24 protein-coding genes are annotated in these 24,400 nt (G+C 70.3%); 10 read left to right on the top strand and 14 right to left on the bottom strand.

Annotated elements, in window-relative coordinates:
* Positions 1-298: 298 nt before the first annotated feature.
* Together ABR738_RS02925 and ABR738_RS02930 are read right to left on the bottom strand one after the other, a co-directional pair.
* Positions 299-994 carry a sigma-70 family RNA polymerase sigma factor gene (locus tag ABR738_RS02925; RefSeq protein ID WP_502964027.1) on the bottom strand — a complete coding sequence of 232 codons (696 nt, stop codon included), beginning with the start codon at positions 992-994 and terminating at the stop codon, positions 299-301.
* Positions 995-1,146: 152 nt separating this feature from the next.
* Entirely contained in the window at positions 1,147-1,803 is a 657-nt protein-coding gene (locus ABR738_RS02930) for a hypothetical protein (protein WP_350228369.1), read from the bottom strand.
* Positions 1,804-2,316: 513 nt separating this feature from the next.
* Between ABR738_RS02930 and ABR738_RS02935 the strand changes: the two genes are divergently transcribed.
* A complete protein-coding gene (locus tag ABR738_RS02935; protein WP_350228370.1) occupies positions 2,317-3,231 on the top strand; it encodes a phenylalanine 4-monooxygenase in 915 nt (304 codons plus the stop codon).
* Positions 3,232-3,263: 32 nt separating this feature from the next.
* Here the strand turns inward: ABR738_RS02935 and ABR738_RS02940 are convergent, their stop codons facing one another.
* Positions 3,264-4,250 (bottom strand): alpha/beta hydrolase, encoded by a 987-nt coding sequence (locus ABR738_RS02940; protein ID WP_350228371.1) that lies wholly within the window; start codon positions 4,248-4,250, stop codon positions 3,264-3,266.
* A 140-nt stretch (positions 4,251-4,390) separates the two neighbouring features.
* On the opposite strand from ABR738_RS02940, the gene ABR738_RS02945 reads away from it, so the two are divergent.
* Entirely contained in the window at positions 4,391-4,981 is a 591-nt protein-coding gene (locus tag ABR738_RS02945; protein ID WP_350228372.1) for a helix-turn-helix domain-containing protein, read from the top strand.
* A gap of 40 nt (positions 4,982-5,021) precedes the next feature.
* Here ABR738_RS02945 and ABR738_RS02950 read toward each other — a convergent pair whose 3' ends face one another.
* On the bottom strand, positions 5,022-7,220 hold the full coding sequence (locus ABR738_RS02950; protein ID WP_502964205.1) for an eCIS core domain-containing protein: 2,199 nt from the start codon (positions 7,218-7,220) through the stop codon (positions 5,022-5,024).
* 574 nt (positions 7,221-7,794) lie between these two features.
* Here ABR738_RS02950 and ABR738_RS02955 point away from each other — a divergent pair.
* Positions 7,795-9,018, top strand: coding sequence for a phosphodiester glycosidase family protein (locus tag ABR738_RS02955; protein ID WP_350228374.1), 1,224 nt, complete (start codon positions 7,795-7,797; stop codon positions 9,016-9,018).
* A 139-nt stretch (positions 9,019-9,157) separates the two neighbouring features.
* Here the strand turns inward: ABR738_RS02955 and ABR738_RS02960 are convergent, their stop codons facing one another.
* Positions 9,158-10,330 (bottom strand): epoxide hydrolase family protein, encoded by a 1,173-nt coding sequence (locus tag ABR738_RS02960; RefSeq protein ID WP_350228375.1) that lies wholly within the window; start codon positions 10,328-10,330, stop codon positions 9,158-9,160.
* Positions 10,331-10,434: 104 nt separating this feature from the next.
* Between ABR738_RS02960 and ABR738_RS02965 the strand changes: the two genes are divergently transcribed.
* Entirely contained in the window at positions 10,435-10,998 is a 564-nt protein-coding gene (locus ABR738_RS02965) for a CGNR zinc finger domain-containing protein (RefSeq protein WP_350228376.1), read from the top strand.
* 177 nt (positions 10,999-11,175) lie between these two features.
* Here ABR738_RS02965 and ABR738_RS02970 read toward each other — a convergent pair whose 3' ends face one another.
* Entirely contained in the window at positions 11,176-11,733 is a 558-nt protein-coding gene (locus ABR738_RS02970; RefSeq protein ID WP_350228377.1) for a TetR/AcrR family transcriptional regulator, read from the bottom strand.
* Positions 11,734-11,805: 72 nt separating this feature from the next.
* Between ABR738_RS02970 and ABR738_RS02975 the strand changes: the two genes are divergently transcribed.
* Positions 11,806-12,963, top strand: a complete 1,158-nt coding sequence (locus ABR738_RS02975) for an FAD-dependent monooxygenase (RefSeq protein ID WP_350228378.1) — start codon at positions 11,806-11,808, stop codon at positions 12,961-12,963.
* Positions 12,964-13,074: 111 nt separating this feature from the next.
* On the opposite strand, the gene ABR738_RS02980 is transcribed toward ABR738_RS02975, so the two are convergent.
* A complete protein-coding gene (locus ABR738_RS02980) occupies positions 13,075-13,971 on the bottom strand; it encodes an oxidoreductase (protein ID WP_350228379.1) in 897 nt (298 codons plus the stop codon).
* A complete protein-coding gene (locus ABR738_RS02985) occupies positions 13,958-14,932 on the bottom strand; it encodes a helix-turn-helix domain-containing protein (protein ID WP_350228380.1) in 975 nt (324 codons plus the stop codon). The genes ABR738_RS02980 and ABR738_RS02985 overlap by 14 nt, the downstream gene beginning before the upstream one ends.
* 201 nt (positions 14,933-15,133) lie before the next feature.
* On the opposite strand from ABR738_RS02985, the gene ABR738_RS02990 reads away from it, so the two are divergent.
* The 3 genes from ABR738_RS02990 to ABR738_RS03000 all read left to right on the top strand — a co-directional run bounded on the left by ABR738_RS02990 (position 15,134) and on the right by ABR738_RS03000 (position 17,233).
* Complete coding sequence (locus tag ABR738_RS02990; protein ID WP_350228381.1) at positions 15,134-15,955, top strand: MerR family transcriptional regulator; 822 nt, start codon at positions 15,134-15,136, stop codon at positions 15,953-15,955.
* 119 nt (positions 15,956-16,074) lie between these two features.
* Positions 16,075-16,713 (top strand): hypothetical protein, encoded by a 639-nt coding sequence (locus ABR738_RS02995; RefSeq protein ID WP_350228382.1) that lies wholly within the window; start codon positions 16,075-16,077, stop codon positions 16,711-16,713.
* Positions 16,714-16,879: 166 nt separating this feature from the next.
* Positions 16,880-17,233 (top strand): PIN domain-containing protein, encoded by a 354-nt coding sequence (locus tag ABR738_RS03000; RefSeq protein ID WP_350228383.1) that lies wholly within the window; start codon positions 16,880-16,882, stop codon positions 17,231-17,233.
* Between the two features lie 92 nt (positions 17,234-17,325).
* On the opposite strand, the gene ABR738_RS03005 is transcribed toward ABR738_RS03000, so the two are convergent.
* Positions 17,326-17,853, bottom strand: a complete 528-nt coding sequence (locus tag ABR738_RS03005) for a MarR family winged helix-turn-helix transcriptional regulator (RefSeq protein WP_350234407.1) — start codon at positions 17,851-17,853, stop codon at positions 17,326-17,328.
* Between the two features lie 218 nt (positions 17,854-18,071).
* On the opposite strand from ABR738_RS03005, the gene ABR738_RS03010 reads away from it, so the two are divergent.
* Positions 18,072-19,208, top strand: coding sequence for an NADH:flavin oxidoreductase (locus ABR738_RS03010; protein WP_350228384.1), 1,137 nt, complete (start codon positions 18,072-18,074; stop codon positions 19,206-19,208).
* Positions 19,209-19,428: 220 nt separating this feature from the next.
* Here the strand turns inward: ABR738_RS03010 and ABR738_RS03015 are convergent, their stop codons facing one another.
* The 5 genes from ABR738_RS03015 to ABR738_RS03035 all read right to left on the bottom strand — a co-directional run bounded on the left by ABR738_RS03015 (position 19,429) and on the right by ABR738_RS03035 (position 23,144).
* Positions 19,429-19,617 carry a hypothetical protein gene (locus tag ABR738_RS03015; protein WP_350228385.1) on the bottom strand — a complete coding sequence of 63 codons (189 nt, stop codon included), beginning with the start codon at positions 19,615-19,617 and terminating at the stop codon, positions 19,429-19,431.
* Positions 19,618-19,905: 288 nt separating this feature from the next.
* Positions 19,906-20,868, bottom strand: coding sequence for an anti-sigma factor RsbA family regulatory protein (locus ABR738_RS03020; protein WP_350228386.1), 963 nt, complete (start codon positions 20,866-20,868; stop codon positions 19,906-19,908).
* Positions 20,865-21,701 carry an MEDS domain-containing protein gene (locus ABR738_RS03025; RefSeq protein ID WP_350228387.1) on the bottom strand — a complete coding sequence of 279 codons (837 nt, stop codon included), beginning with the start codon at positions 21,699-21,701 and terminating at the stop codon, positions 20,865-20,867. Before ABR738_RS03025 ends, ABR738_RS03020 begins: the two co-directional genes overlap by 4 nt.
* A gap of 153 nt (positions 21,702-21,854) precedes the next feature.
* Complete coding sequence (locus tag ABR738_RS03030) at positions 21,855-22,349, bottom strand: TetR family transcriptional regulator C-terminal domain-containing protein (RefSeq protein ID WP_350228388.1); 495 nt, start codon at positions 22,347-22,349, stop codon at positions 21,855-21,857.
* A 210-nt stretch (positions 22,350-22,559) separates the two neighbouring features.
* Positions 22,560-23,144, bottom strand: coding sequence for a TetR/AcrR family transcriptional regulator (locus tag ABR738_RS03035; RefSeq protein WP_350228389.1), 585 nt, complete (start codon positions 23,142-23,144; stop codon positions 22,560-22,562).
* Positions 23,145-23,399: 255 nt separating this feature from the next.
* On the opposite strand from ABR738_RS03035, the gene ABR738_RS03040 reads away from it, so the two are divergent.
* Positions 23,400-24,356, top strand: coding sequence for an alpha/beta fold hydrolase (locus ABR738_RS03040; RefSeq protein WP_350228390.1), 957 nt, complete (start codon positions 23,400-23,402; stop codon positions 24,354-24,356).
* Positions 24,357-24,400 lie beyond the last annotated feature (44 nt).

Genomic DNA, 24,400 nt, shown 5'->3' on the forward strand with positions numbered 1-24,400 from the left:
GGCCCCCGCCCAGTTGGGGACCCAGCCTGACACGAGCACCGGCGCCGGTACTCGAAAGGGGCAAGCGAAGAACCCGAAGGAATGACGTGCGCGTCCCGGCCTCGGCGCCCCTTCCGCTTCCGCGTGCGAAAAGGGCACTACGCAGCGACAACGCCCGTTCCAGGCCCCCACGTCCCCGAAGCCGGCCAAGTCCCGCCCCTTTCCAAGTACATGGGGCAGCTGCGTGAGGCAGACGTACGGGGATCGCCAGTGAGGCTCGGTGCCCGCCCGCCGGGGCACACACCGAGCCTCCCGTTCGTCAGGCCGCCGCGGCTGCCAGGACGGCTACCGCGGAGCGGGACGGCCCGATGGCCGGCAGTGGACCACCGATGTCCGGACAGGGCTCCTCCGGCTCGGCAAGCAGCTCCAGCAGCGTCCCGCGGGCCCGGGCGACACGGGAACGGATCGTGCCGACGGGACAGTCGGTGACATCGGCCGCTTCCGTGTACGACAAACCCAGCAGCTGGGTGAGCATGAACGCCTCGCGGCGCTCGTCCGGCAGCGTGGCCAGCAGGTCGAGGAGCGCGATGCCCTCCTCGAACCCCGGCACGTCGACCGGCTGGGTCTGTTCGGCGGCACGCCGCCAGTCGTGACGATCGGCCAGGCGGGGCCGCGCGGCGGCACGCCGGAAGTCGTCGATCACCGCCCGACGCGCGATCGACAGCAGCCAGGCCCGGGCCGAGGAGCGCCCCTCGAACCGGTGCAGACTGCCCAGCGCCCTGATGAACGTCTCCTGCGTCAGGTCGTCCGCCGACTGCGGGTCCGCGCTCAGGTGCGCGACGTAGCGCTTCACGTCGTGGTGCAGGGCCTGGATGAACCGCTCGACGGCGTCGGCGTCGCCGCCTCGGGCCTCCAGCGCCCATCCAGTGATCAGTTCGTCGACCTCCTGAGTGTTCTCGTGTTTCCTACGTTTCTTGCGACGCCCAGGTAACGGGGGCAGGGCAGGAGTAAGCACCTTGTGTCCTTCACGAATCACGCGTGGAACAGCGGCGCGCGGACACGCCGGTTCCAGCAACAAGGGGACGGCGGCCGTGCACGCGGGCACGGCCGCGGACCGAGGCGCGAAAGTCGACGACTTCCAAAAGCGACCTCGGGAAAACCGCTGTTCTAGACGACAGCGGTCCTCGTGGGAGGTCCCCGAGTGGTGATCGCGTGAACAAGATGGAGACGGCACGGCACCCAGCGCGAATGGCTGCGCCGCACCAGACGGCGGGGCCGACGCGGCAGCGCGGGCAGGGTGATCACCAGCCGCAACGGCGCGGCCAGCCACCCGCCCACGGCACGCAGCAACCGGTATGCGACACGCTCGCCGTACCCCAGCCACAGGCCGCACAGCACGGCGACCACCAGGTGAGCCATGGACATGCCCCAGGACGGCATACCGCTCATCAGCCAGTGCCCCAGGCCGCCCTCACCGGCGCTCGTGTGAACCGCACTGCCCATACCCATGTGCGTCCGCATGGTCATGGAGTGGGCATGCAGACCACTCATGTCCATCGAACCCATCGGCATCGTGCGCATCGCCTTGCCGGGCGAGCCCGGTACGGCCTCCGTCTGCGCGAGCGCGAAACCCCAGTGGAGCACCGTCTGAGCGCCAACCACGAGCGTCACGATGAGTGTCAACCCGCGTTCCCGGCCGGCCAGCGTCCAGCTGACGCCGCCCGTTGCCGCGAACCCGGCCAGCAGTGCCCACCAGGGCACAGTGCAACCCGACATCATGATGTGCCCCAGGGCGGCGAGCAGCACGCACATGGCCGCGAACACTGCGGCCCGTACCGTACGCGCACACCACCCGGCATCCATGACAGGCTTCATCCTTGCACTCGAACTGCCGTCGTCACGGATCGGTACGCGAATTCACGGGGTGGCCCACTCAATGGAGCCGGCGTGATGCAGAACTCGGCCAAGTCAGGGAACTCACCGCACGTTCCATCCGACCCTTTAGAAGGGGAGCACGTCTCATGGGACGTCACATCGCGCTCGCCGGGAACAGGACGTCGGCCACGGCTCGTGTCCCGCACCGTCGGCCAAGTCCTGGCGGGAGAAGGCAAGTTGAGTGCATGAGTATCGGTACACATGCGCAGGCGCGGGCGCAGGCGCAGCAAGGCTCAGCTCTTGATGGCCCTGCGGACCACTCGATGGCCCGGCCTGCTTCGCAGTCATCTACCAGACCGAAGCGCGCCAGGGCATGGCAACTGACACATGGGTGGTCCTGACGGGGGAACGTATGTGCCACCCGGCGCGTTCCCGGCCTCTTGTCGTGTGACGCCGCCGAGAATGGCCCGTGTGATCAACTGGCTGCGGCAGACCCCACTGGATACCAATGGTTCACGTCTGGGCCACGCGGATGATCATCCGGGGTTCGCCGACCCGGCGTACGTCCGCCGTCGTGACGCGATCGTGGCCGCGGCCGAAGGGCACCGGGTGGGCGACCCGTCGCCGCCCGTCCGCTATCGCGAGTCCGAGCACTCCACTTGGCGTACGGTGCACGCCGCGCTCACCCGGGCCCAGGAGGGGCGGGTGTGCCGGGCGGTCACGCGGGCGCGCGAGGCGGCGCCCGTACCGGCGGACGGTGTTCCGCAGCACGAGGAGGTCTCCGACCGCCTCCAGCCCCTCGGCGGCTTCCGGTTCACACTGGCCGGCGGGATCGTGCCCAACAAGCGGTTCCTGGGCGCCATGGCGGACGGCTACTTCCACGCGGTGCAGTACGTACGCCACCCCGCCGTGCCCCTCTACACCCCGGAACCGGACGTCCTGCACGACGTCTTCGGCCACGGCACCCACCTCTGCGACCCGTGGTTCGCCGACCTGTACCGCACGGTGGGGCGGGCCGCGGCCCGGGTGGAGTCGGACGACGCGCTCGATCTGATCAGCCGTGTCTACTGGTTCACCCTGGAGTACGGCATCGCCTACGAGGACGGGCAGCCCAAGGCGTACGGCGCGGCGCTGCTCTCCTCCTACGGGGAGCTGGAGCACTTCGCCCGGGCCGACATCCGCCCGTTCGACATCCCCGAACTCGTCCGACTGCCCTACCAGGTCGCCGGCTACCAGCCCGTCCTCTACGCCGTCGACTCACTGCCGCGCCTCGCAGAGCATCTGCACGGCTTCCTTGACGACTTCGACGAGGACACACGGGACCGCCATGGCCTCCCTGCCCTGCCGGAGCGCGGCTTCATGGGTCGCCCGCGCTGAGTCGGTCTTCGTGGCCGAGACCGGGCAAGTCGTCAGTCCTGAAGGGTGGCGAGCCAGTCGGTCAGCAGACCGTTGACCTCATCGGGGCGTTCCTGCTGGATCCAGTGACCGCAGCCCTCCAGGATGTGGGAGGCCGACAGGGCGGGGAGGGTGGTGGGGTAGGCGTCGATGGCATCGGACATCCAGGTGGTGGAGGCGTCCCTGGCGCCGCCGATGAACAGGGACGGCTGCTTGATGGGTGCGCCGCGGTATGGGGCGAGGTCCGCCCAGTCGCGGTCCATGGCGCGGTAGCGGTTGAGTGCGCCGGTCATGCCGGTGCGCTCGAATTCCCCGGCGTAGACGTCGAGATCGTCCTCGGTCAGCCAAAAGGGGAGGGCGGCTGCGGGAAAGCGGTCACGCAGACGGGCACCGTGGGCGACGAAGTGCGGGTCGGGCGCGTCATCGGCGGGCATGGTGTCGGCGGACAGAGAGGCGTAGAAGCCGGCGAGCCAGCCCCGGACATCCGGCTCGATCTCTGCCTCGGCGCGGCCGGGCTCCTGGAAGTAGGAGACGTAGAACTCCTGCGCGGGGCCTCCGCTCCGGCCGAAAACATCCGTGGGGCGGGGGCCGCCGGGCGGCGCGTAGGGAACGCTCAGGAGGGCGACCGCACGGAATACCTCGGGGCGGACCAATGCCGAGATCGCCGCGATGTTGGCACCCCAGTCGTGGCCGACGACCACCGCGTGCTCCTCCCCCAGGGCGCGCACGACGGCGACGTTGTCCGCCACCAGGTCGAGCATCCGGAAGGCGTCGCGGTCGTCAGGCCTGGAGGAGCGGCCGTAGCCGCGCACGTCGACGGCCACCGCCCGGTATCCGGCCGCGGCCAGGGCCGGGAGCTGGTGGCGCCAGGAGTACCAGGACTCGGGGAAACCGTGCAGGAGCAGGACCAGCGGGCCGCTGCCCTGCTCGACCAGATGCAGGCGCCCGGCCGGGGCCTCGATGGTGCGGTGGCGGGCGGCGGTGGACGGATCGGGGCGCATGGACGTCTCCTCGGTTCGGCTCGGACGCGGCTACCCGTCGATCATGAGGCGTGGCACCCGTTCCGTGCGACCGGTCTTGCCAAGCTGGCAAACTTGCAGGACACAGGGGCGGACCTGGGTGACCGAAGGGAGTGGGGACGGTGGCTGTCGACGACGTGCCCGGCATGCTGACGGCGATGGGGCCCAGGCTGCGGGCCGCCCGTGAGCAGTGCGGCGCCACACTCACCGCCGTCAGCTGTGCGACCGGCATCTCGCCGAGCACGCTGTCGCGGATCGAGACCGGCCGGCGCGGGCCCACCCTGGAGGTGGTGCTGCGCTTGGCGAAGGAGTACGGCGTTTCCCTCGACGAGCTCGCCGGCATCGAGCCCGCCCCGGGAGCCGGGTCTCGTCGCACGGCGAGGCCGCCGAGCTTCGGCGACGGCAAGGCGGTGCTGCCGCTCACTCGGTACGTCGGCGGCCTGCACGCCCACAAGCACGTGCTGGCCGCCGTCGAGGATCCGCCCGCGCGGCCCCGGCAGGTCTCCCACGAGGGCTACGAATGGCTGTGTGTCCTGTACGGGCGGCTGTGGCTCGCGCTCGGCGGCCAGGATCTCGTCCTGGCCGCCGGGGACGTCGCCGAGTTCGACACCCGCACCCCGCACGCGGTGGCGAACGCCGGCCCGGGCGGCCCCGTCGAGTACCTGATCATGTTCGGACCCCAGGGCGAACGCCCCCGACTGCGCACCGGCTGAGGGCAGTTGACCCCGTCGTCGGGGCCAGGACGCGCGGGCCTCAGACGACGCAGTTGGCGTTGAAGCGCGCCTTCAGTTCCTCGATCTGGGTGGGCACAGCCGCGATACCGCTCTGGAGGTCCTGGACGAGCAGGGTCTTCTCCCGGCCCTGCGGGTTGCGGGCCACCCGGCCGAGCAGGTCGGTGATGCCCTGGGCGAGACGCACCATGTCGTTCTGGATGCCAGCGGCGGCGTTCAACGCGTTGGCGTACTTGAGCTCCAGTTCGTCCGTCACCATCTGAGTGTCGTCGTTCTGGAGGTTCCTGAGGCCCTGCGTGCTGAGTTCGAGCTGTTGGCGATGGTGGTCCACCGTGGACCCGAGGGCCTTGAGGGAGTCCGTCAGCGCGGTCATCGTGACGTCCGCCTGACCCGCGTACTGGTCCTTGATGTCGTAGGGGACGCCGAAGTTCTGGGCGATGTCCATGACTTCGTGCAGCGTGTGGTACGCGAGCGCCGTGGTGTGGTCGAAGTCCAGCCGCCAGAAGGCGAAGATCCCCCAGGCCACCGCCGCGATCTCACGCTTGGTCCCGCCCGCCGCCTGGGCGAGCTTGAACATGCGGGCCGCCGTGAAGGACTGGCCGGCCCACACCGGCACCCGGTGGGCCCGGGCGAACTTGGTGGTGTCGGAGTGTTCGTTCCGCGTGGAGGGGTGTTCCTTCATCTCCCCCGGCTTGCGCAGATTGGGCACCAGGTTCTGGCCGCGGTCGGTCGTTTCGATCCGGGCGCCCGTCACGGGATTGATACCAGCCGTGCTCTGGATGTCCTGTCCCCCGACCTCCGCCAGCTTGTCGGTTCCCATGGTCGGCGGGAAGTGCCGGGCCGGACCGAAGTACTCCATCACGTCGTGGAGCACCATGATTTTGTCCCGGAACGAATGCTTCTCCGGGTCGCGCAGGACCGCCTGGATACCACCGCCCACCCCGGGCAGCTGGGTCGCCAGCCTCTCAAGTGGCTGGCCGGGCTGGAACTTGGGGTCGATGCCGTGCGTCTGGCTGAAATAGGTCAGGTACGCGCCGAAGGGCTTGCCGGCCTTCTTGGGGTCGTGGACCTCGTTGCCCGTCGCCGGGTCGATCACCAGCGGCTGGGACTTCAGGTGGGCCACGCCGGTGGTGAGCTCTTCCTCCATCACGGCCCGCTGTTCCGCTGTGAGGTTCGCCTTCAGGCTGTCGGTGGCGGAGTTGACGCGCAGCAGCAGGGAGTTGAGGAACATCTCGACGTCCGGGCTGGTCTTCACCCCGTGCGCCCGCTGCTTCTCCTCCCTGCGCTTGTCCTTGGCGTAGACCCAGCCCATCAGGCCCCGAGCCAGCTCCTCCACATTGTTGACCTGGATGTCACGGTTCTTGGCGCCGAAATCGGGATGCTTGCCGACCTCCACCTTGAGGACCGGGTGCATGCCCTTCATCGTGCGCGGTTCCACGATGGCCTTGCGCAACTGTGCCGTGATCCGCTGCCGCTCCGCTTGGAAGCTCGCCTGCTCGTCCGGCTGGAACTTCGCGCCGATCTCGGAGTCCATCTCCGTGAGGATCTGGTTCACCTTGGCGTCCAGCATGGCCGCCTTCTGGCTGTCGTCGGCGGTCGCCGTCGCGGCCTTGTACTCCTGCGAAACGTCGTTCCCGTTGATGACGAGCGCGCGCTGAACCACCCCCGGGCCCGTGTCCCCGGCCCCCGCGTCGTCGGGGCCGGCCGCCCGCTGGACGGGTGCCTCTCCGCTGAGCGCGCGCGTCGCGTTGGCCTCGGCTTCGCGCTCGAAGCGGTCGGAAGGGTCGGAGACCTTGAGGCCGGAACCGTTGTCGGTGCCCGCGACGGGTCCTTGACGCTGCTGGATGACGTGGGTCAGCTCATGCGCCAGGGTGTGACGGTCGGCTCCGCCCTCACCGACGACGACGTGGCTGCCGGAGGTGTAGGCGCGGGCGCCGACCTCCGCCGCCGAAGCCTTCGCGGCGCTGTCGTTGTGGATGCGTACGTCGGAGAAGTCCGCGCCGAGCCGGGCCTCCATGTCCGTACGTACCGAGGAGTCGAGGGGGCTGCCCGAGGTGCGCAGCACGTCGTGCACCGCCGAGCGCTGGACGGGCGCGGCCTGCTCGGTCTGCTGGTGCCCGCAGCCCGCCCCGTGCTGGTGCTGCTCCTGAGCCCAGGAGTGGCCGGCCTGGCGAAGCATCTGGACGACCGCGGCGTTGCCCGCACCGGCCTGCAACGCCATCAGCCCCGTGGACGCCCGCTCCGGTGCGGCGTCTTGGCGCTGGGGCTGCCGAAGCCGGTCGTCGGCCGTCCGCGCGGGCCCGTCCTGGGACTGCCTGGTGGTCACACACTTCCCTTTCGATGAACCGGAATGAACCGGGCAGCCAACGCCCCTTGTCGCGCGGCGCCTTGGCGGCCCCTGCGAGGTGTCCCCCGCAGCCCGCCACCCAGAGCAGCCGGGTACCCAGTATCAACCATCCCGCCAACGCAGAACCCGACGCTCCCCCTACGCCACCACCCCCACCGCCGAACCCCCTGCGATGCCTCGACTTCAGAGGTCGATCCACCGGCGCCCGCCGAGCCCACCGCCATGGCTGCGGAGCGGCGTTTGCGCCACGAGATGAGGTGTCGGGGCAGGTCGCACGGTCGCCGATGACGCCAACGCCCCATCCACGCCGGTCTGCGCGCAGTTGGCCCATCGCACGCCGAACCGGTGCGGCCCGCATGGCAGGGCGGCCCGTGCCATGCGAGTGGTGTCGGCCAGATGTGCGTCGCGGCGGTGGTCATCGGGGCGGGGGCGGCGAGATGTTGGGCGCATGAGCCGTGTTCGCGTCGCTGCCGTCGCCCTTCTGGTCTCCCTGCTCTTCTGCGCCGCCCCCACCACGCAGGCCGCCCCACAGCGTGGTGCGGGGGCAACCGAGCGCGTCGCCCCGGGCATCGAGTACCGGGCGTTCACCCTTCCCACCACGCACGGTCCGATCCGGATCCATGTGCTGACCGTCGACCTCCGCCATCCGGGGGTGCGGGCCGGCTTGCTGTACGCCGGCGCCGTAGCCGACCGGGCACCCGTGTCCGTCATGGCCGACCGTCAAGGAGCCGTCGCCGCGGTCAACGGGGACTTCTTCGACATCACCGAGGAACAACACCCCGGCGTCACCGCCACCGGCGCCGCGTCCGGAGCCGCCGTACTCGCCGGACGGCCACTCAAAGCGGCAGTCCCCGACGCCCAGCGCTTCGGCGGATCCCTGCCCCCCGGCGACAGCGGCGAGGACGTCTTCGGGGTCGGCACCGACGGCCGGGCCCGCACCGCGCGCCTGAGCCTTTTCGGTCAACTGCGCACCCCGCACACCACGTTGACGGTGCGCGGCCTCAATCAATACGCGCTCCCCGAGGGGTCGATCGGTGTGTTCACCCCTCAGTGGGGCAGCACCTCGCGCGCCCGCGCCGTCTGCGGAACGGATCACGACCGCGGGGCGCCCTGCACCCACGACGCCTTCGAGGTGACCATCCGTCACGGGCGCGTCAGCGGCACGAGCGCCGGCGCCGGCCAGGGACCGATCCCGCCCGGGACCCTGGTCGCCCTCGGCCGCGAGGGCGGCGCGCAGGCGCTGCGCTCGCTCGCCCCCGGCACGCCGGTCGACATCGACTACCGTCTCGCGTCCACCAGCCCCGTCCCGTTCGCCTTCGCCCTGGGCGCCTACCCCCTGCTCAGAGATCACCAGCCCCTGCCCGGCCTCGACGCCGTCACCGCCAATCCCCGTACGGCCGTCGGCATCTCACACCACGGCCATGTGCTGCGTCTGATCGCCACCGACGGCCGGGAGTCGACGGCCACGGGACTCACACTCGCCGAACTCGCCGACGTTCTGCGGGACTTGGACTGCGCGGAAGGTGCCTACGTGGATGGCGGCGCCTCCACGACTCTCGTCACCCGCGACCCCACGACCGGGCACGCGGCCGTACGCAACACCCTCGACCAGGGCCTGGAACGCCGCGTGCCGAACGGCATCGCGCTGTACAGCCGCCGGGGTCGGCCCTGACGGAGCGGATCCGAACGTCGCGCTGCCCGGTGCGTTGAGCCCCGCCGCCTATCGTGGACGGCGGGGCAACGCCTTGGACCCGGACCCGGTCACGGTCACCCGCCGACGACGCCCACCGCCCTCACCGCGCCCACCTCGCTCACCGATGGGCCGCCAGCACGGCCGCAAGGCCCTCCCGCAGGTCCTTGACGAAGTACTCGGGCACCTCCAGCGAGGGGAAGTGTCCCCCGGTGTCGGGCGACGCCCACCTGACGATCCGCCGATACCGCTGCGCCGCCCAGGGCCGTGGACACTTCTCGATGTCGCGGGGGTACATGGTGATCGCCGACGGAACGTCGACGCGCAGCTCGGGGTCCAGTGAGTTGTGGCTCTCGTAGTAGATGCGGGCCGCCGACGCGCCCGTCCGCGTCAGCCAGTACAGGGTGACGTCGTCGAGAACCCTGTCCATCGAAATCCTCTCGAACGGGCTGTCCTCGGTGTCCGACCACTCGGCGAACTTGTCGAGGATCCAGGCGAGGAGTCCCACCGGGGAATCGACGAGCGAGTAGCCGATGGTCTGCGGACGCGTCGCCTGCTGCTTCGCGTATGCCGCCCGGTGGCGCCAGAAATGGCGGGTCTCCTCGGCCCACTGGCGCTCGGCCGCAGTCAACCCGTCCGTCGTCAACCCGGGCGGCCCTTCCGCGAACGTGGTGTGGATGCCGAGCACGTGTTCCGGGAACCTGCCGCCGAGGACGGTCGTGATGTTGCCGCCCCAATCGCCGCCGTGGGCAAGGAACTTGTCGTAGCCGAGCCGTCCCATCAGCCGCACCCACGCGGCCGCGATCCTCTCGGTTCCCCACCCGGCGGCGGTCGGCTTGTCGCTGTATCCGAATCCGGGCAGCGACGGAACGACGACGTGGAACGCCGGCGCGTCCGCGTCTTGCGGATCCGCGAGCTCATCCACCACATCGACGAACTCGGCGACGCTCCCCGGCCAGCCGTGCGTCAACACCACAGGGGTGGCATCCGCGCGCGTCGATCGACGGTGCAGGAAGTGGATGCCCAGATCATCGATGCTCGTCCGGAACTGGCCGATCCCATGGAGGCGCGCCTCGAACGACCGCCAGTCATAGCCGGTGCGCCAGTAGTTCACGACCTCGATGAGGTCGGCGAGCGGAACACCCTGATCCCATCGGCCGGGACCGGGCGCGGCGCGGTGGACCGTCTCGGCCTCCGGCAGGCGCGCCGCGGGCAGTCGCGCTCGCAGATCGTTGAGGTCGGCGTCGGTCGCGTGGGCTTCAAATGCTTGTACGTCGCATGTCGGACGGGGCATGAGACCTCCTGGCCTTCGCGGAACCGGCCGCGATCCAGAGCAGAACCGGCTAAGACGGTTCTAACAGCTCTCCGGAGACCGCCGCAACCGGCTAAGGTGGTTCCATGCGTGCTGCCTTCCCCGATTTCCGCCTCGGCAAGGTGCTGGCGACCAGCTTCACGGGGACTCTGTCGGAGCGTCATGGCGACGCCGTGGAGCGCATTCCCACGCCGGGGCGACTGGTCGACTGGCTGACAGTGAGCGGCCTGGCCGTGGACTCCTGCGCCCCTGCCCAGCTCGCCCTGGCCCGGGAGTTGAGGGAGTCGATTCACGCGGCGGCAACGGCGGCCGCCCGCCAGGAAGCCCTTCCCCCGACTGCCGTCCACGTCATCAACGACCGCAGCGTCCAGGGCCGGGCCGCGGCGATCCTCACGCCACAGGGTCAGCGACGATGGCAATTGAGCTCGACGTCCCGCGTGGAGGACGCCCTCAGCGTGATCGCGGCCGACGCGATCGACATCCTCGCGGGCGAACGGGACGGGAAACTGGCCCTGTGCGCGTCACCGTCGTGCCGAGCCGCCTTCTTCGACACCAGCCAGAGCCGCACCCGCAAGTGGTGCGACATGAACACGTGCGGGAACCGCCAGAAGAAGGCACGCTTCAACGCCGCCCAGCGCACAAGCCTTTGAGGTCACCGCGTGAGCCTCTGAGGTGACCGCGTCCGGCCTCCGGTTCGCCAAAACCCGGTCCGCTGGACCATGCGTCCGTCCCGCCGCGTTCGGGGCTCGTCGCGGCGCGAGCGGCCAGGAGGCGCGTTTGGGGCCGAGGGCACGCCGCTGGGGCCGGGACCGTGGGCGGCCGGGTCCTCAACGCAGGGCGGCGGCGACGATGCCTTCAAGAGACTCGCGCGGTACTTCGCCGCCGCTCACCAGCCGGTCGAAGACCAGTCCGTCGACGCAGATCAGCAGGGTGTGCGTGCGGTTTTCGACATCCGTCACGCCCTGGCCGGCGAGGAACTGCCGGACGGCCTCGCGGCCGGCGTTCTGGCGGGGAACGAGGATCTCGCGCAGCTCGGGGTCGCGCACGCTCTCGACGGCGCAGGCGTAACGGGCGAGCGAGCGGCGGCGACCCTCCCCGGTGAGTCGCTGTCGGGTGAGCAGCGCCATTCCTTCCACCAGTTCCTCGGCGGTGCGGATGGGCGGAAGAGCCTCGGCCGTCGTTCGCAGCTCTGCCTGGTCGAGTTGGACAAGGCGGGTGACGAGTCCGGTGAGCAGCGCGGCCCGGGTGCGAAAGTACGCCGACGTGGTGCCGGGCGGCAGAGCCGCTTTGCGGTCGACCGCCCGGTGGGTCAGCCCGCGGATCCCTTCGTCGGCGAGTACGTCGAGAGCCGCGTCCGCGAGGAAGGTGCGCCGTTCCGAAGCCATGCCTCCTTTCTACACCTGTAGAGCCTCAGGTAGGGTCACTTTCTACGGATGTAGAAGAACGGGGGCTTCGGCATGGGCAACACGGCAGTGGTAGTCGGAGGGGGCATCGGCGGGCTGGCCGCCGCGATCGGCCTGCGCCGCATCGGATGGGAGGTGCGGATCCTCGAGCGCGCGGCCGTGCTTCAGGACGCGGGGGCCGGCATCTCACTGGCCGCCAACGGGCTGCGGGCACTGGACGAACTCGGCGTCGGCGAGGCGGTACGGGATGCCTCGCGAGGCCAGTACAGCGGCGGCACCCGCACGCCGGCGGGGAGCTGGCTGGCCCGGATGGACGGCGCGGTGCTGGAGAAGGCGGTGGGCGCGCCGATCATGGGCATCCCTCGCTCCACCTTGCACCGGCTGCTTCGTGAGGCGTTGCCCGTCGAGACACTGCTGATCGGCACCGAGGCCGACTCGGTCCGGCAGACCGGCCCCGGGGCCGTTCGAGTCGGCTGCGGCGACACGATCCTGGAAGCCGATCTTGTGGTGGCGGCCGACGGAGTCGGAAGCAAGGTGCGCGGCCTTCTCTTCCCGGCCCACCCCGGCCCGGTCTACAGCGGCTCCACGGTGCTGCGCGCCATCACCGAGCAGACGGTAGAACTGCGCACCGACTTCGAGCTGACCTGGGGGCAGGGGGCCGAGTTCGGACACCTCGCCTTCCGTGACGGGCGGGCCGAATGGCACGCCGTCCTCAACCTGCCCGCCGGGACGCGGTTCACCGACCCGCTGGCCGAACTGCGTCGAAGGTTCCGTGACTGGCACGATCCGATCCCCGCACTGTTGGACGCGACCCGGACCGCCGCCGTGCTGCACCACGATGTCAACGAAATCCGCACTCCGCTCCCCTCGTACGCCATCGGCCGGATCGCGCTGCTCGGCGACGCGGCACATGCGATGACCCCCAACCTCGGACAGGGCGCCTGCCAGGCGCTGGAGGACGCAGTCACCTTGGCCGCCGCCCTCGCCACCGAGCCCACCGTCGAATCGGCGCTCGCCCGCTACGACGCCGAGCGCCGCCCACGCAGCCAAGCGGTCGCCCGAGCCGCGCGACAGGCCGGGCGGATGGGCCAGCAGCTCTCCCGCCCACTGGCCGTCACCCTGCGCAACACGGCGATGAGGCTGACACCCTCCCGCGCCGCAACACGTATGATCCTTCGCCACCACGCCTGGGCCCCACCACAGTTGCACTAGCGCTCTCGGGGGCGCGCGCCCCGCTTGGGGTCGGTCGCATGAGTGATCCGGCGGCGTGCTGCGCTCAGCCGAACCGGGCCGAGCACGCCCACGTCACACCGCGACCGCTGCTCACTTCACGACCCGCTCCGGCGGGAAGTCGGCGCTCGCCGTCACCTCCCGCCAGGCTTCGAACGTGGTCCTCAACGAGTCCAGCTTGGCGGTGGCGATGTCGTACGCGGCCTTGCCCAACAGCAGACGCGGCGGGGGCTTTTCGGCCGAGACGGCGTCGATGACGGCCTGGGCGGCGCGTGCCGGGTCTCCCGGCTGGTGGCCGTAGGTGGCCAAGGTGGAGTTCCGGCGCGCGCCGGCGGTGGACGCGTAATCGTCGATGGTGGTGGCGGACTGGCACATGGAGGGCCCGGACCAGTTGGTGCGGAACGCCGCGGGTTCGACGATCATCACGTCGACTCCCAGAGGGGCGACCTCGGCGGCAAGTGACTCCGAGAGACCTTCCACGGCGAACTTGGTCGCGTGGTAGTAACCGGTGGCGCCGAAGCCGACCAGGCCCCCGAGTGAGGAGATGTTGACGATGTGGCCGGCGCGGCGGGCGCGCATTCCCGGCAGGACCGCCTTGGTGGTGGCGATCAAGCCGAAGACATTGGTGTCGAACAGCGCACGGACCTCGTCGTCCTCACCCTCTTCGACGGCGGCGAGGTAGCCGTAACCGGCATTGTTCACCAGTACGTCGATCCGCCCGAAGGTGTCCTCGGCCTGGCGGACCGCCTTCGTGATCTGCTCGGGGTCGGTGACGTCCAGTGCCAGAGCGATGGCGCGTTCCTCGTGTCCGGCGACCACGTCGGCGACCGTGCCCGGGTCCCGGGCGGTGACCACCGCCCGCCAACCGCGTTCCAGCACGGCCAGGGAGAGCGCCCGCCCCAGGCCGGATGAGCAGCCGGTGATGAACCACACAGGGGGTGCAGGGGTCGCAGAAGAGGCAGGGGATGCGAGAGATTCACGGGAGTTCATGTGGGCTGGGCCTTCCATCTTGCGTGTCTAGTGGGCGTGTCGCGTCTTGTGCCTGTGTCGCGTCTTGCGTGTGTGCCGCGTCCCGTACGTGTGCCGCGTCGTGCGCGTGTGTCGCGTCGTGCGCGTGTGTCGCGTCGTGCGTGTCCTGGAGACCGGTGAGGGAGAAGCCACCCAGCAGGGCCAGCGACTGCTCGGCGGCGCTGCCTGGTTCGGCTCGGTAGACGACCAGGTGCTGGCCGGGTGCGCTGTTGACGGAGAAGGTTTCGAACCCCAGGGTCAGTTCGCCGACAACCGGGTGGCAAAAGCGCTTGGCCGAGGCCGTCTTGGCCCGTACCTCATGGCGTGCCCACATGCGCGCGAAGTCGGGGCTGCACACCGACAGTTCACCCACCAGTTCCCACAACAGCTGATCATCGGGACCGGGATTGCCGGCCCGCAGCGCGGCCACGCATCCCTGCGCCACGACGTCCCAGTCGCGGTAGAAGTCCCGGGCGGCGGGGTTGAGGAACATCGCCGTGATCAGGCTGCTCTCGTCGCCGAGCCAGGAGAACAGCGCCTCGCCCAGCACGTTGACGGCCAGCAGGTCGAGGTGGCGGCCATAGACCAGAGCCGGCGTGTCGGCCCAGGTGTCGAGCAGGGAGATGAGCTGCGGCCCGGCGTACTCGCGGGCGGGCCTGGAGCGTCCGGACCGCGGCGGATCGACCAGCGCGCGCAGATAGGCCGCTTCCTCGTCCTTCAGCAGCAGGGCGCTCGCCAAGGCGCGCAGTACCTGGGGCGACGGGTTGCGCTCACGTCCCTGTTCCAACCGTACGTAGTAGTCGGTGCTCACCCCGGCGAGGACCGCGACCTCCTCGCGTCGCAGACCGGGAGTACGGCGGACCCCTGTGGGCATCCCGTGGTCCTCGGGACGCACCAGTGCCCGCCGTGCCCGCAGGAACTCGCTCAGCCGTTTCGTGTGCATGCCGACCAACGTAAGGGCGTACGCCGCCGGGTGGGTGGTCCTGCCCCACCCACCCGGCGGCGCGTGACGAGCTGTCCCCGACGGCGACCGCGCACGTCATCGGCTGTAGCTTGACCTCGCCCCAAGGGCAGCCCCGACGTTTGATCCGGAGCCGCACGAGAGGCGCGGCTCGTACTGAACCGGAACAGGACACCCTTCCGTATGCCCGATGATCTGCTGCTGTCCAGCGGCGAGTTCGCGCGCCGTTCCCGGCTGTCGCCCAAGGCGCTGCGCCTGTACGAGCAGTTGGGCCTGCTGGTCCCGGACGAGGTCGACGGGGCGAACCGTTACCGTCGCTACCGGGCCGGGCGGCTGGCCGACGCGCGCCTGATCGTGTGGCTGCGTCGCCTGGACATGCCCTTGGCCGACGTGGCCCGTGTGCTGGCGGCACCTGCCGCCGAGCGCGCCGGGCACGTGAGCGCCTACTGGGAGGCAGCCGAGGCGCGGTTCGCCGCCCAGCGGCACCTCGCGGCACACGTACGGGATCTGGTGTCCGGCAACGAAGGAGGCTTCGCCATGACAAGTGCCGTCAACACCCGTGACATTCCTGCCCAGTTGGTGCTGTCCGAGCAGCGCCACATCACCCCGGAAGAGCTGCCGGGCTGGATCGGCGCGGCGATGGACCGGTTGGGCGCCGTCGCGGAAGCGGTCGGTGGCCCGGCCGGGCCGGCGTTCGTGGTCTACCACGGCGAGGTCAACCACGACAGCGACGGACCGGTGGAGATCTGCGTCCCCGTCGACGCGGCGTCGGCCGACCGGCTGTCCGCCCCGACCCGCCAGGAACCCGCCCACCGCGAGGCCTACGTCCGCATCACGAAGGCACAGGTCGCGTTCCCGCAGATCCTGTCCGCCTTCGAGACGGTCGCCCAGTGGCTCAAGGAGCGGGGCCTGCCCGTGTCGTCGGCGCCGCGTGAGGTGTACTTCACCGACTGGACGAGCGCCGGGCCCGACGACGAGGTCTGCGACATCGCGTTCCCGATGTGACGGGAGAGGCGGCCGGCCCTTCCCGGGTCGGCCGTCGACCTGTGCCGGCGGCCCACCTGGTGTCGAGGTCACCGAACCCGCGCGCGAGTGACAGGGGACTGGATGTTTATGCTGCCCCAATGCCTGAAGTGAACCTGAAGAAGTCGCAGGACCGGACCGTGGACAAGAGTGCCTATGTCCTGTTCACACTGGTCGTGATGGGGGTCGGCTGGGTCGTCGCGGCCGTCAACACCGGGATTTCCTACCTCGCGTTGGGCATGGACGTCATCCCGATCGTCACCGGTTTCATCGGGTGTCTCGTATTCCTGCTCCTCCTGCGCTTCCTCCACTGCGCGTGGTGGCTCGCCTTCTGCTCCGCCGTTCCCGCGTTGTTCGTCCTGGTGGGTTCGGTCCAGTACGCCCCCGAGGCCACACTCGTCAGCCGAGGTGTGCGGGAAACGGTCCGCGTCACGGCCGACAGCGCCGCGACCGACGGTGGCTCGGACCACCACTTCACCCTCGTCGGACAGTCGGGCCGGCTCAAGGAGACCCTGGACTCCGGCGAGGGCCGTCCGAAGTGGCATGTGGGCGACCGGGTCGACGTCATACATGACCCGAAGGGCGTCATACCGATCGAGGTGGCATCCGACGTGGACCCGGACAACAGGCTCGGGTCACTCATCATGGGTGTCGTCGGATGGACGGGCATCACCCTGCTCGCCGGCCGGCGCGGTTTCGTACGGCGCAGCGCGGGCCGGCGTCCCGTCTTCGAGGACTGAGCCCGTCGGGTCGCGATGGCAGGTGCGGTGGCAGTGGCGCTACGGCGGGGCGCGCGGCCGACGCGGCATGGCAGAATCACGGCCCGTGCTCAGAACGACGACCCGCGTCACACGCGATGGGGCACCCGCGTCACACGCGATGGGGACCGAGGCTCCGGGAGGCGACATGAGTGAGCGTCCGCTGCTGATCGTCGATGCCGCGAACGTGGTCGGGTCGGTGCCCGACGGGTGGTGGCGCGATCGCAAGGGCGCCGCGGAGCGGCTGCGGGACCGGCTGGCCGGGCGGGACGCGGACGAGGAGGTGGTCCTCGTCGTCGAGGGCGCCGCCCGGGGTGTCGAGTCCGTGCCCGGGGTGCGGGTCGAGTCCGCGACCGGCAGTGGGGACGACCTCATCGTGGAACTCGCCGCCGCCCGCGCCGGCCGGCCCTGCACCGTCGTGACCGCCGACCGGGCGCTGCGCGAACGCGTGCGGGCCCACGGCGCCGAGTGCGTCGGTCCTCGTACGGTACGACCCGCCTGACACCGATGCGCGTGGCGCGAGCGGCACGCTGAGGTCAGGCGTCAGGCCCTCGGCGCCTTCCGCGCACGGCGGCGGTTGCGGCTTCCACGTGCTCACGGCGCGGGTTCGCGCGGCGCCGTATGACTGTCGGCGCGGGTGCGGTCGTGGACGCCCTCGGGGGTGTGGCCGCGGACACCGTCAGGGGCAGCGTCGGGGGCGCCGGCTTCCTCCGTACGCGGCCAGTACCGCCCCTCGAGAGCTTCGGCGCTGCGGTTGAGCCGGACCAGGACGTCCGCCAGCTCGCGTATCTCCTCGGGGGACCAGTCCGCGACGATCCGCTCCAGGCAGGACCGGTTGACCTCGCGGTCCTCGGCGAGCCGACGCCCGCCCTCGCCGGTGATGCGCAACTTGCGGGCCACGCCGCCGTCCGGGTCCGCCACTCGTTCGGCAAGTCCGCAGCGCAGCAGCGCGGCCGTCTGGCGGTTCACGGTCGAGGTGTCGAGCCCGAAGGCATCCGCCAACTGCCCGATGGACATGGGGCCTTCGGTGTCGATCCGGCTGAGCAGCAGGTACGCCGACCGCTCGAGGCGGTCGGGGTCACGCTCGCGCCGGGCGAGCACCTGGCAGCGCGAGAGCAGCATCAGCTCTCGCTCCAGCTTCTCCAGCACCACGCCTCCCACCCGTTACCGTCGCCTCATTATCGCCGACCCGTCGAACGTCGCGGTGAGCCCCCTTCCGAGTGGAACGGCGGAGTGCCCGACCCGGCGTGACGAGCGTCGCAATATGCATGATACACAGCATGTGTACTATGCACTTCTCGTCGCGTCCCGACGCGCCACCGCACCCCCGGAGGACCCGCATGACCGGCATCACCCCGCCCACCGCCTCCCGCGCGGCCGAGCTCCTGGCCCGGCCCATCACGCTGAACGGCCTGACCGTCCCCAACCGCATCGCGATGGCCCCCATGACGCGGATGTTCTCCCCCGGCGGCGTGCCGGGCGAGGACGTGCGGGCGTACTACGCCAGCCGGGCCGCCGCGGGTGTGGGTCTGATCGTCACTGAGGGCACCTACGTGGGGCACGACTCCGCCGGGCAGAGCGACCGGGTGCCCCGCTTCCACGGTGAGGACCAGCTGGCGGGGTGGGCCGAGGTCGCCGCAGCCGTGCACGAGGCCGGCGGCACGATCGTGCCCCAGCTGTGGCACATAGGCATGGTCCGCAAGCAGGGCGAGGCGCCGTTCGCCGACGCGCCCGCCGTCGGCCCCTCCGGCATTCGCGTCGACGGTACCGAGGGGACCGGCAAGGCGATGACCAGCGCCGACCTCGACGACGTCATCGGCGCGTTCGCCGACGCCGCGGCGGCGGCCGAGCGCATCGGCTTCGACGGCGTCGAACTGCACGGCGCGCACGGCTACTTGCTCGACCAGTTCCTGTGGGAGCGCACCAACCGCCGCACCGACGCCTACGGCGGTGACGCGGTGGCCCGTACGAAGTTCGCCGCGGAGATCGTGAGGGCGGTCCGCGAGCGCGTCTCGCCCGGCTTCCCGGTGATCTTCCGTTACTCGCAGTGGAAGCAGGAGGCCTACGACGCCCGCCTCGCGGGGACACCGGAGGAACTGGAAGCCATCCTGGCCCCGCTGGCGGACGCGGGCGTGGACGTGTTCCACGCCTCCACCCGGCGTTACTGGGTCCCGGAGTTCGACGGCTCGGACCTGAACCTGGCGGGCTGGACCAAGAAGCTCACCGGCCGGCCGACCATCACCGTGGGTTCGGTCGGCCTGGTCGGCGGCGACTTCCTCCGCTCGTTCGCCGGCGAGGGCTCGGACCTCGGCGACATCAACAACCTCCTGGACCGCCTGGAGCGCGACGAGTTCGACATGGTCGCCGTCGGCCGGGCGCTCCTCCAGGACCCGCAGTGGGCCGCGAAGGTCCTCGGCAACCGCTTCGACGAACTGCGGCCGTACGACCCGGCCGCGCTCAAGTCGCTCAGCCGGTAGCAGGGCAGCTCGGATTGGGGGCGGGACGCGGGGTGTCCCCCTCCGGCCCACGGTGACGAGCAAGCAGCGACCTCCCCGCACTCGACGGCCCCCTGCTCCATTCCACGGGGCCGTCTCGTGTCGGACCCGTCCGCGGAGCACGCCGGCGACTCCCCCGGTGGTCCTTGATGAGGTCGCCCGTCAGGCCGGCTCGGCCGTCTGCATGAGGCGGGGTCGCCCGTCAGGCGGGCTCGGCCGTCTGCATGAGGCGCTGGAAGGCCGCCATGCACGGCAGGCAGTGGTGGTCGGTCTGGGTGTCCTCGACCGGATCGAGCGGCTGGCCGCACAGAGTGGCCCGCTGGCCGTGGGCAACGACGTGCCACACCCGGCGGGTGCCGGCTATGGCCGTGCCGACGTGCATTTCGTACATGACGGTCCTCCTCCAGGAGAGAGCACTCCACACCACCACCCCAGAGGCGCCGACGCCGCCCGGGCGGGCGTTCGGGTGAATCGGTGCGGAGCGGCGTACGAGCGGGGCCGGCCTCCTGGTCGCCCGGCGCGCGCGGCAGCTCGTACTGCGGCCGTTTCAAGCAGCACGTCGGATCGATCAGGGCCGGAAGGACACTCGGTGCCGTTCGGTGAGCCACCGGCACGACACGGACAGCCCACGCCTCGCCCGGGGACCCTCGACGTCAACTCCCGTGTCGGCCAGGCCCGTTCACCGCGGGATGTCCGTGTGGAGGCGGATCGTGGTGCCCTGTTCGCGGGTGGAGCGGATCTCCATCAGGTCGCACAGTTGGTGGGCGAGGAAGAGGCCGCGGCCTCCTGGCTGATCCGCGCGGGGGCGGGTGCGGCCGGCCAGTACGTCGGGGATGTAGCCCGCGTCGTGGAACTCGCACAGGAACGTCGCGTCCTGCTTCCATGTCCGCAAGGTTCCCTGCCCGCCACCGTGCCGGACGCTGTTCGTGGCGATCTCGGTGACGGCCACCGCCAGCCGGGGCAGCCGGTCCTCGGGCACCCCCGCGTCCGCCGCGCACTGCGACACCTTCGACCGCACGGCCGACAGGTCACCGCGCGCGTAGACCAGCTCCTGGAAGGGGTCGCACGCCGCGGACAGCTCGTCGAACGCGTAACCGTCGAGCCCCAGGAACCCCTCGTTCCGCACGGACCGCCCGTCCTGGTGGATGCCAGGGTGGCACCGCGAGACGGATTCCAGGGCGTGCTGGTCGTCGTCGGCCGCGTCGTAGGGACACAGCATCGACCACGCCGAGCTGCGCGCGAAGGCCCGGTTGAGAAGCCACTCGTGATAGCGCAGCTCGGAGAGGTGTGCGGCGCTGCGTGCCTGGCGCCATGCCATCTCGCCGATGCCGCGCACCGGCCGGCCCCCTTCGCCGCGCTCGCTCATCCAGGCCGTCCAGGCGTCGATGAGCCGTCCGGGGTTGGATCCGACCGAGGAGGCGTCGACGAACGTGACAGCGGACTCATCCGGGAGCCCTTCACGCAGGAGTGAAGCCTTCTCCTCCGGGACGGCGACGATGATCGCCTCTTCTGCCTCCAGAGCCTCCCGGATGAAGCCCAGAGTGCCGGCCAGGAACTGCTCGTCACCTCGGTAGGGATAGAGCTCGTGGCGGAAGCCCGGCTCGGGCCCGGCGGATGCCGTCGAGGACGAAGAGACGCTCATGCGCTCATCACCACCCTGAGGTCGGCCCCCGCGTAGCCGGCGAGTTCCCAGCACAGGCGCACCGTGTCGTTGGCGCCTTCTACCAGGACACGGTGGTCCGGGACCCGGCGCACCGTGTCCACGAGGGCCCCCATCCCTGCCGCGTCGATGAGTTCGAGCGCGTCGAAGCGCAGCCTCAACATCGGCGTGCGCAACACCGCCGCGCGCAATGCCGCGCTGAACGCCGGCGCGCCCTCCGCGTCGATCACTCCGTCCACACTCCAAGTGTCGGCGCCCGTGCTGAACATCCGGAATGCCGGGTGCACAGCACGTGTGCCCACCTCGTGCGGGTGCACGCCTGTCACATGTTCCAGCGTAGTCCCGTCCCATTGTGAGGGCCGCAGGGCGCAGACCACGATCGCGCCGCTTTCGGACGCGAACTGGTCCAGTCGCAGCTCCTGGTCCAGCAGCTCCTCGATGCCGTCGTGCGCCGTAATGGGTCTTCGTTCGGTGAGAACGCGTACGGACCTGAAGCCCTCGCGCTCCGCCGTACGCGCCTCACGGCGTACCGCCGCCAGGACGGAGTCGGCGCCCGCGGTCTCCGAGCGGTCGAGCACGACCGAGGAGGACGGCACGCCCTCACGCGAGACATGGAAGGTGTCGCCGTGACCGCCGACGACGACGATCTTGTCGCCGTAGAGGGCTCCGTCCGCCACGAAAGCCCGTACGTCGGTCAGGAGCGACGCGGCTGGGTCCATGCGCCAGCAGACGTGGTCGCCCAGCTCGACCTCATCCAGTGTCGCCCTTACCCGTGCGGCCCGCACCTGGCCCCCTTCCAGCAGTCGTCCCGCCATGGGGCGGAGTATGCGCTGACGGATGAGCCTAGCCGAGTGACAACGTACTTGGATCAGGAGACTCCGCGTGGGCGTACGCGGGAATGCTCTCAGGCCGGCCGGTCGAGGACAGCACCACATGGTCGTGATCACCTCGCCCCGCGAGAACGGGACTCAGAGGAACAGCCGGTCGAGGTGATGGTCGATCGCGGCAAGGGCCTCGTCGGGCTCGGTCACGCCCAGTTCGAGCAGGGTGGAAAAGCCCGTGAGGGCGAGAAGGAGATGGGTCTCGATCACCGGATCGCGGTCCGGGGCGATGTGCCCATCGCTGATCGCCTGGCGGATCAACTCCTCGACGAGCAGCCGCCCTTGGGCCATTCCCTCGCGCGCCCTGGCGTGGACGTTCTCGTTGTGCAGGGCCTCCAGCACGAAGAGGGCGCTCATGCGGCCGGCCGCGCGGGCATCGGCGCGCAGGGGCAGCATCTCGGTGAGCATCACCCGGAGTACTTCGCGGGGGTGCGGCCGCTCGCCCAGTTCCCGCATGCCGCGCTCGACACGCAGGGAGGTCTGTTCGGAGGCGAAGTCCATGGCGAAGGAGAGCATCCCGACGGTCGGATTCTCGCCCCGCAGCGCGGCCCCGATCCGGTCCGCCCGCCAGTCACCAGTCACCAGTCACCAGTCACCAGTCACAGTCATCGCCAACACCTACCATTCCGGTGGCGCGCGGGCCGTGCGGTCCGCGACGGCCTCCGGGAAACTCGTCTGCGGGCGCGGTGTTCCGCCCTGGATGTGGTCGCGGCAGACCATTCTGCCGGAATCACAGTGGTGCGGCCCGGCCACGTCCTGCCGCCCTCCGCTCCGACGGGTCGTCCCGGATCGCTACACGCGCGACGCCTGCGCCAGTGCTTCCAGGGTCACGCCCACGACGGCCCGGAGCTGTGCCGGGGTCGCGCCGGCCCTGCTCATGACGGCGAGGGACTGATTCACGGCCGCCACGTGTACGGCAAAGGCCTCGGCGTCCTCGTCGGGCACCCGGCCGGCCAACAACGCGGCGCGCAGGCGCAGGCTTTGGAGGCCGAGCGCCTTCTTCGTCTGTGCCGCGACACTCGGACTCAGCACTGGAATCGCCATGGCCGACTGGGCAACCAGGCACCCGTCAGGCAGTTCGGGATCGGCGATGCGCTCGAGGGTGACGTCGAAGAACGCGCGCACGGCAGCAACAGGATCCCGAGCCGCACGCGAGAGCGCGGCGTCGTACTTCTCGCCATAGCGCGTGACGTAGAGATCCAGGCAACGCAGGAAAAGCGTGTCCTTGTCGCCGAAGGAAGAGTAGAGGGAACTGCGGTTCAGGCCCGTTGCCCGAGACAGGTCGTCCAATGAGGTGTCCGCGTAACCCTCGCGCCAGAACTGGGTCATCGCGGCGCCGAGCACCGTGTCCATGTCGAACTGCTTCTTGCCTGCCACGCGATGGGTGCCTCCCTGTCGATGCGTCGGCGATTCACGTCGCGATGTGCGTCACGTCGCACGTCGCGATGTGTGCCGCGTCGCACGCCATCCTATCTTGAACTGGTCAGTTCAAGATGCGCTAGCCTTCAGGCGTGGTCATGGCCAGACCTGCCCCGCATTTCCCGACCATGCGAGAAACGCAACCGCGCGCGGTCCCGGTCGGCGTCGTCAGCCGTACCGTCCCGTCCACACACCTGCCACCGAGGAGCCCCCGTGACCGGCCAGGCGAGCAGCACCACGCACATCAGCGAAAGCAACCCCATACGCGACTTGCCCCTGCGGCATCTCGCCGGGTTCACGCACCGCTGGGTCGAAACGGACGGCGTCCGCGTTCATGCCGTCGAAGGCGGAAGGGCGGACGGCCCGACCGTCGTGCTGCTCGCCGGATTCCCGCAGACCTGGTGGGCCTGGCGCAAGGTGATGCCCGGCCTCGCCCATCGGTTCCACGTCATCGCGGTCGACCTGCCGGGTCAGGGCCACTCCGAACGTCCGGAGCGCGGGTACGACACACACACGGTCGCGGCGCTGGTCCACACCGCCGTGCGGGCCCTTGGAGTGTCCGCCTACTCTCTGGTCGCCCACGACATCGGCGCCTGGGTCGCCTTCTCCCTCGCCCTCAACTTCGAGAGTCACCTGCACAAGGTCGCCCTGCTCGACGCCGGCATTCCGGGCATCACGCTTCCGGAGTCGATTCCCACCGACCCGGACCGGGCGTGGAAAACCTGGCATTTCGCGTTCCACATCGTGCCCGACCTGCCCGAAACCCTGCTCGTCGGCCGCGAACGCGAGTACGTCGGCTGGTTCTTGAAGATGAAGGCCCTGTCTCCCGGCGCGTTCGACGACGCCGAGCTCGACCACTACGCGGCGTCCATCGCCGTCGACGACGGCCTGCGCTCGTCCCTCGCGTACTACCGCGACGCCGCGGAGTCAGCGCGCAAGAACCGCGACGTGCTGAACGAGCGGCACCTGACCGTGCCGATTCTCGCGATCTCCAGCAGTCACGGCTCCGTACCGGACATGGGTGGCTCCATCAGCCCCTGGGCCGACAACGTCACCGGTGTCGTCATTCCCGACGCCGGACACTTCATCCCCGACGAACAGCCCGAAGCCGTCGCCGCCGCGATAACGGACTTCCTCGGGGCGCGGGGCAGGCCGATCGACAGCGACTGATCCCGGTACCGCTGCGCCACAGCTCCCTGCTCGCCCCCGCGAGC

It is taken from the genome of Streptomyces sp. Edi4 (assembly GCF_040253615.1).
Classification (GTDB): Bacteria; Actinomycetota; Actinomycetes; order Streptomycetales; family Streptomycetaceae; genus Streptomyces.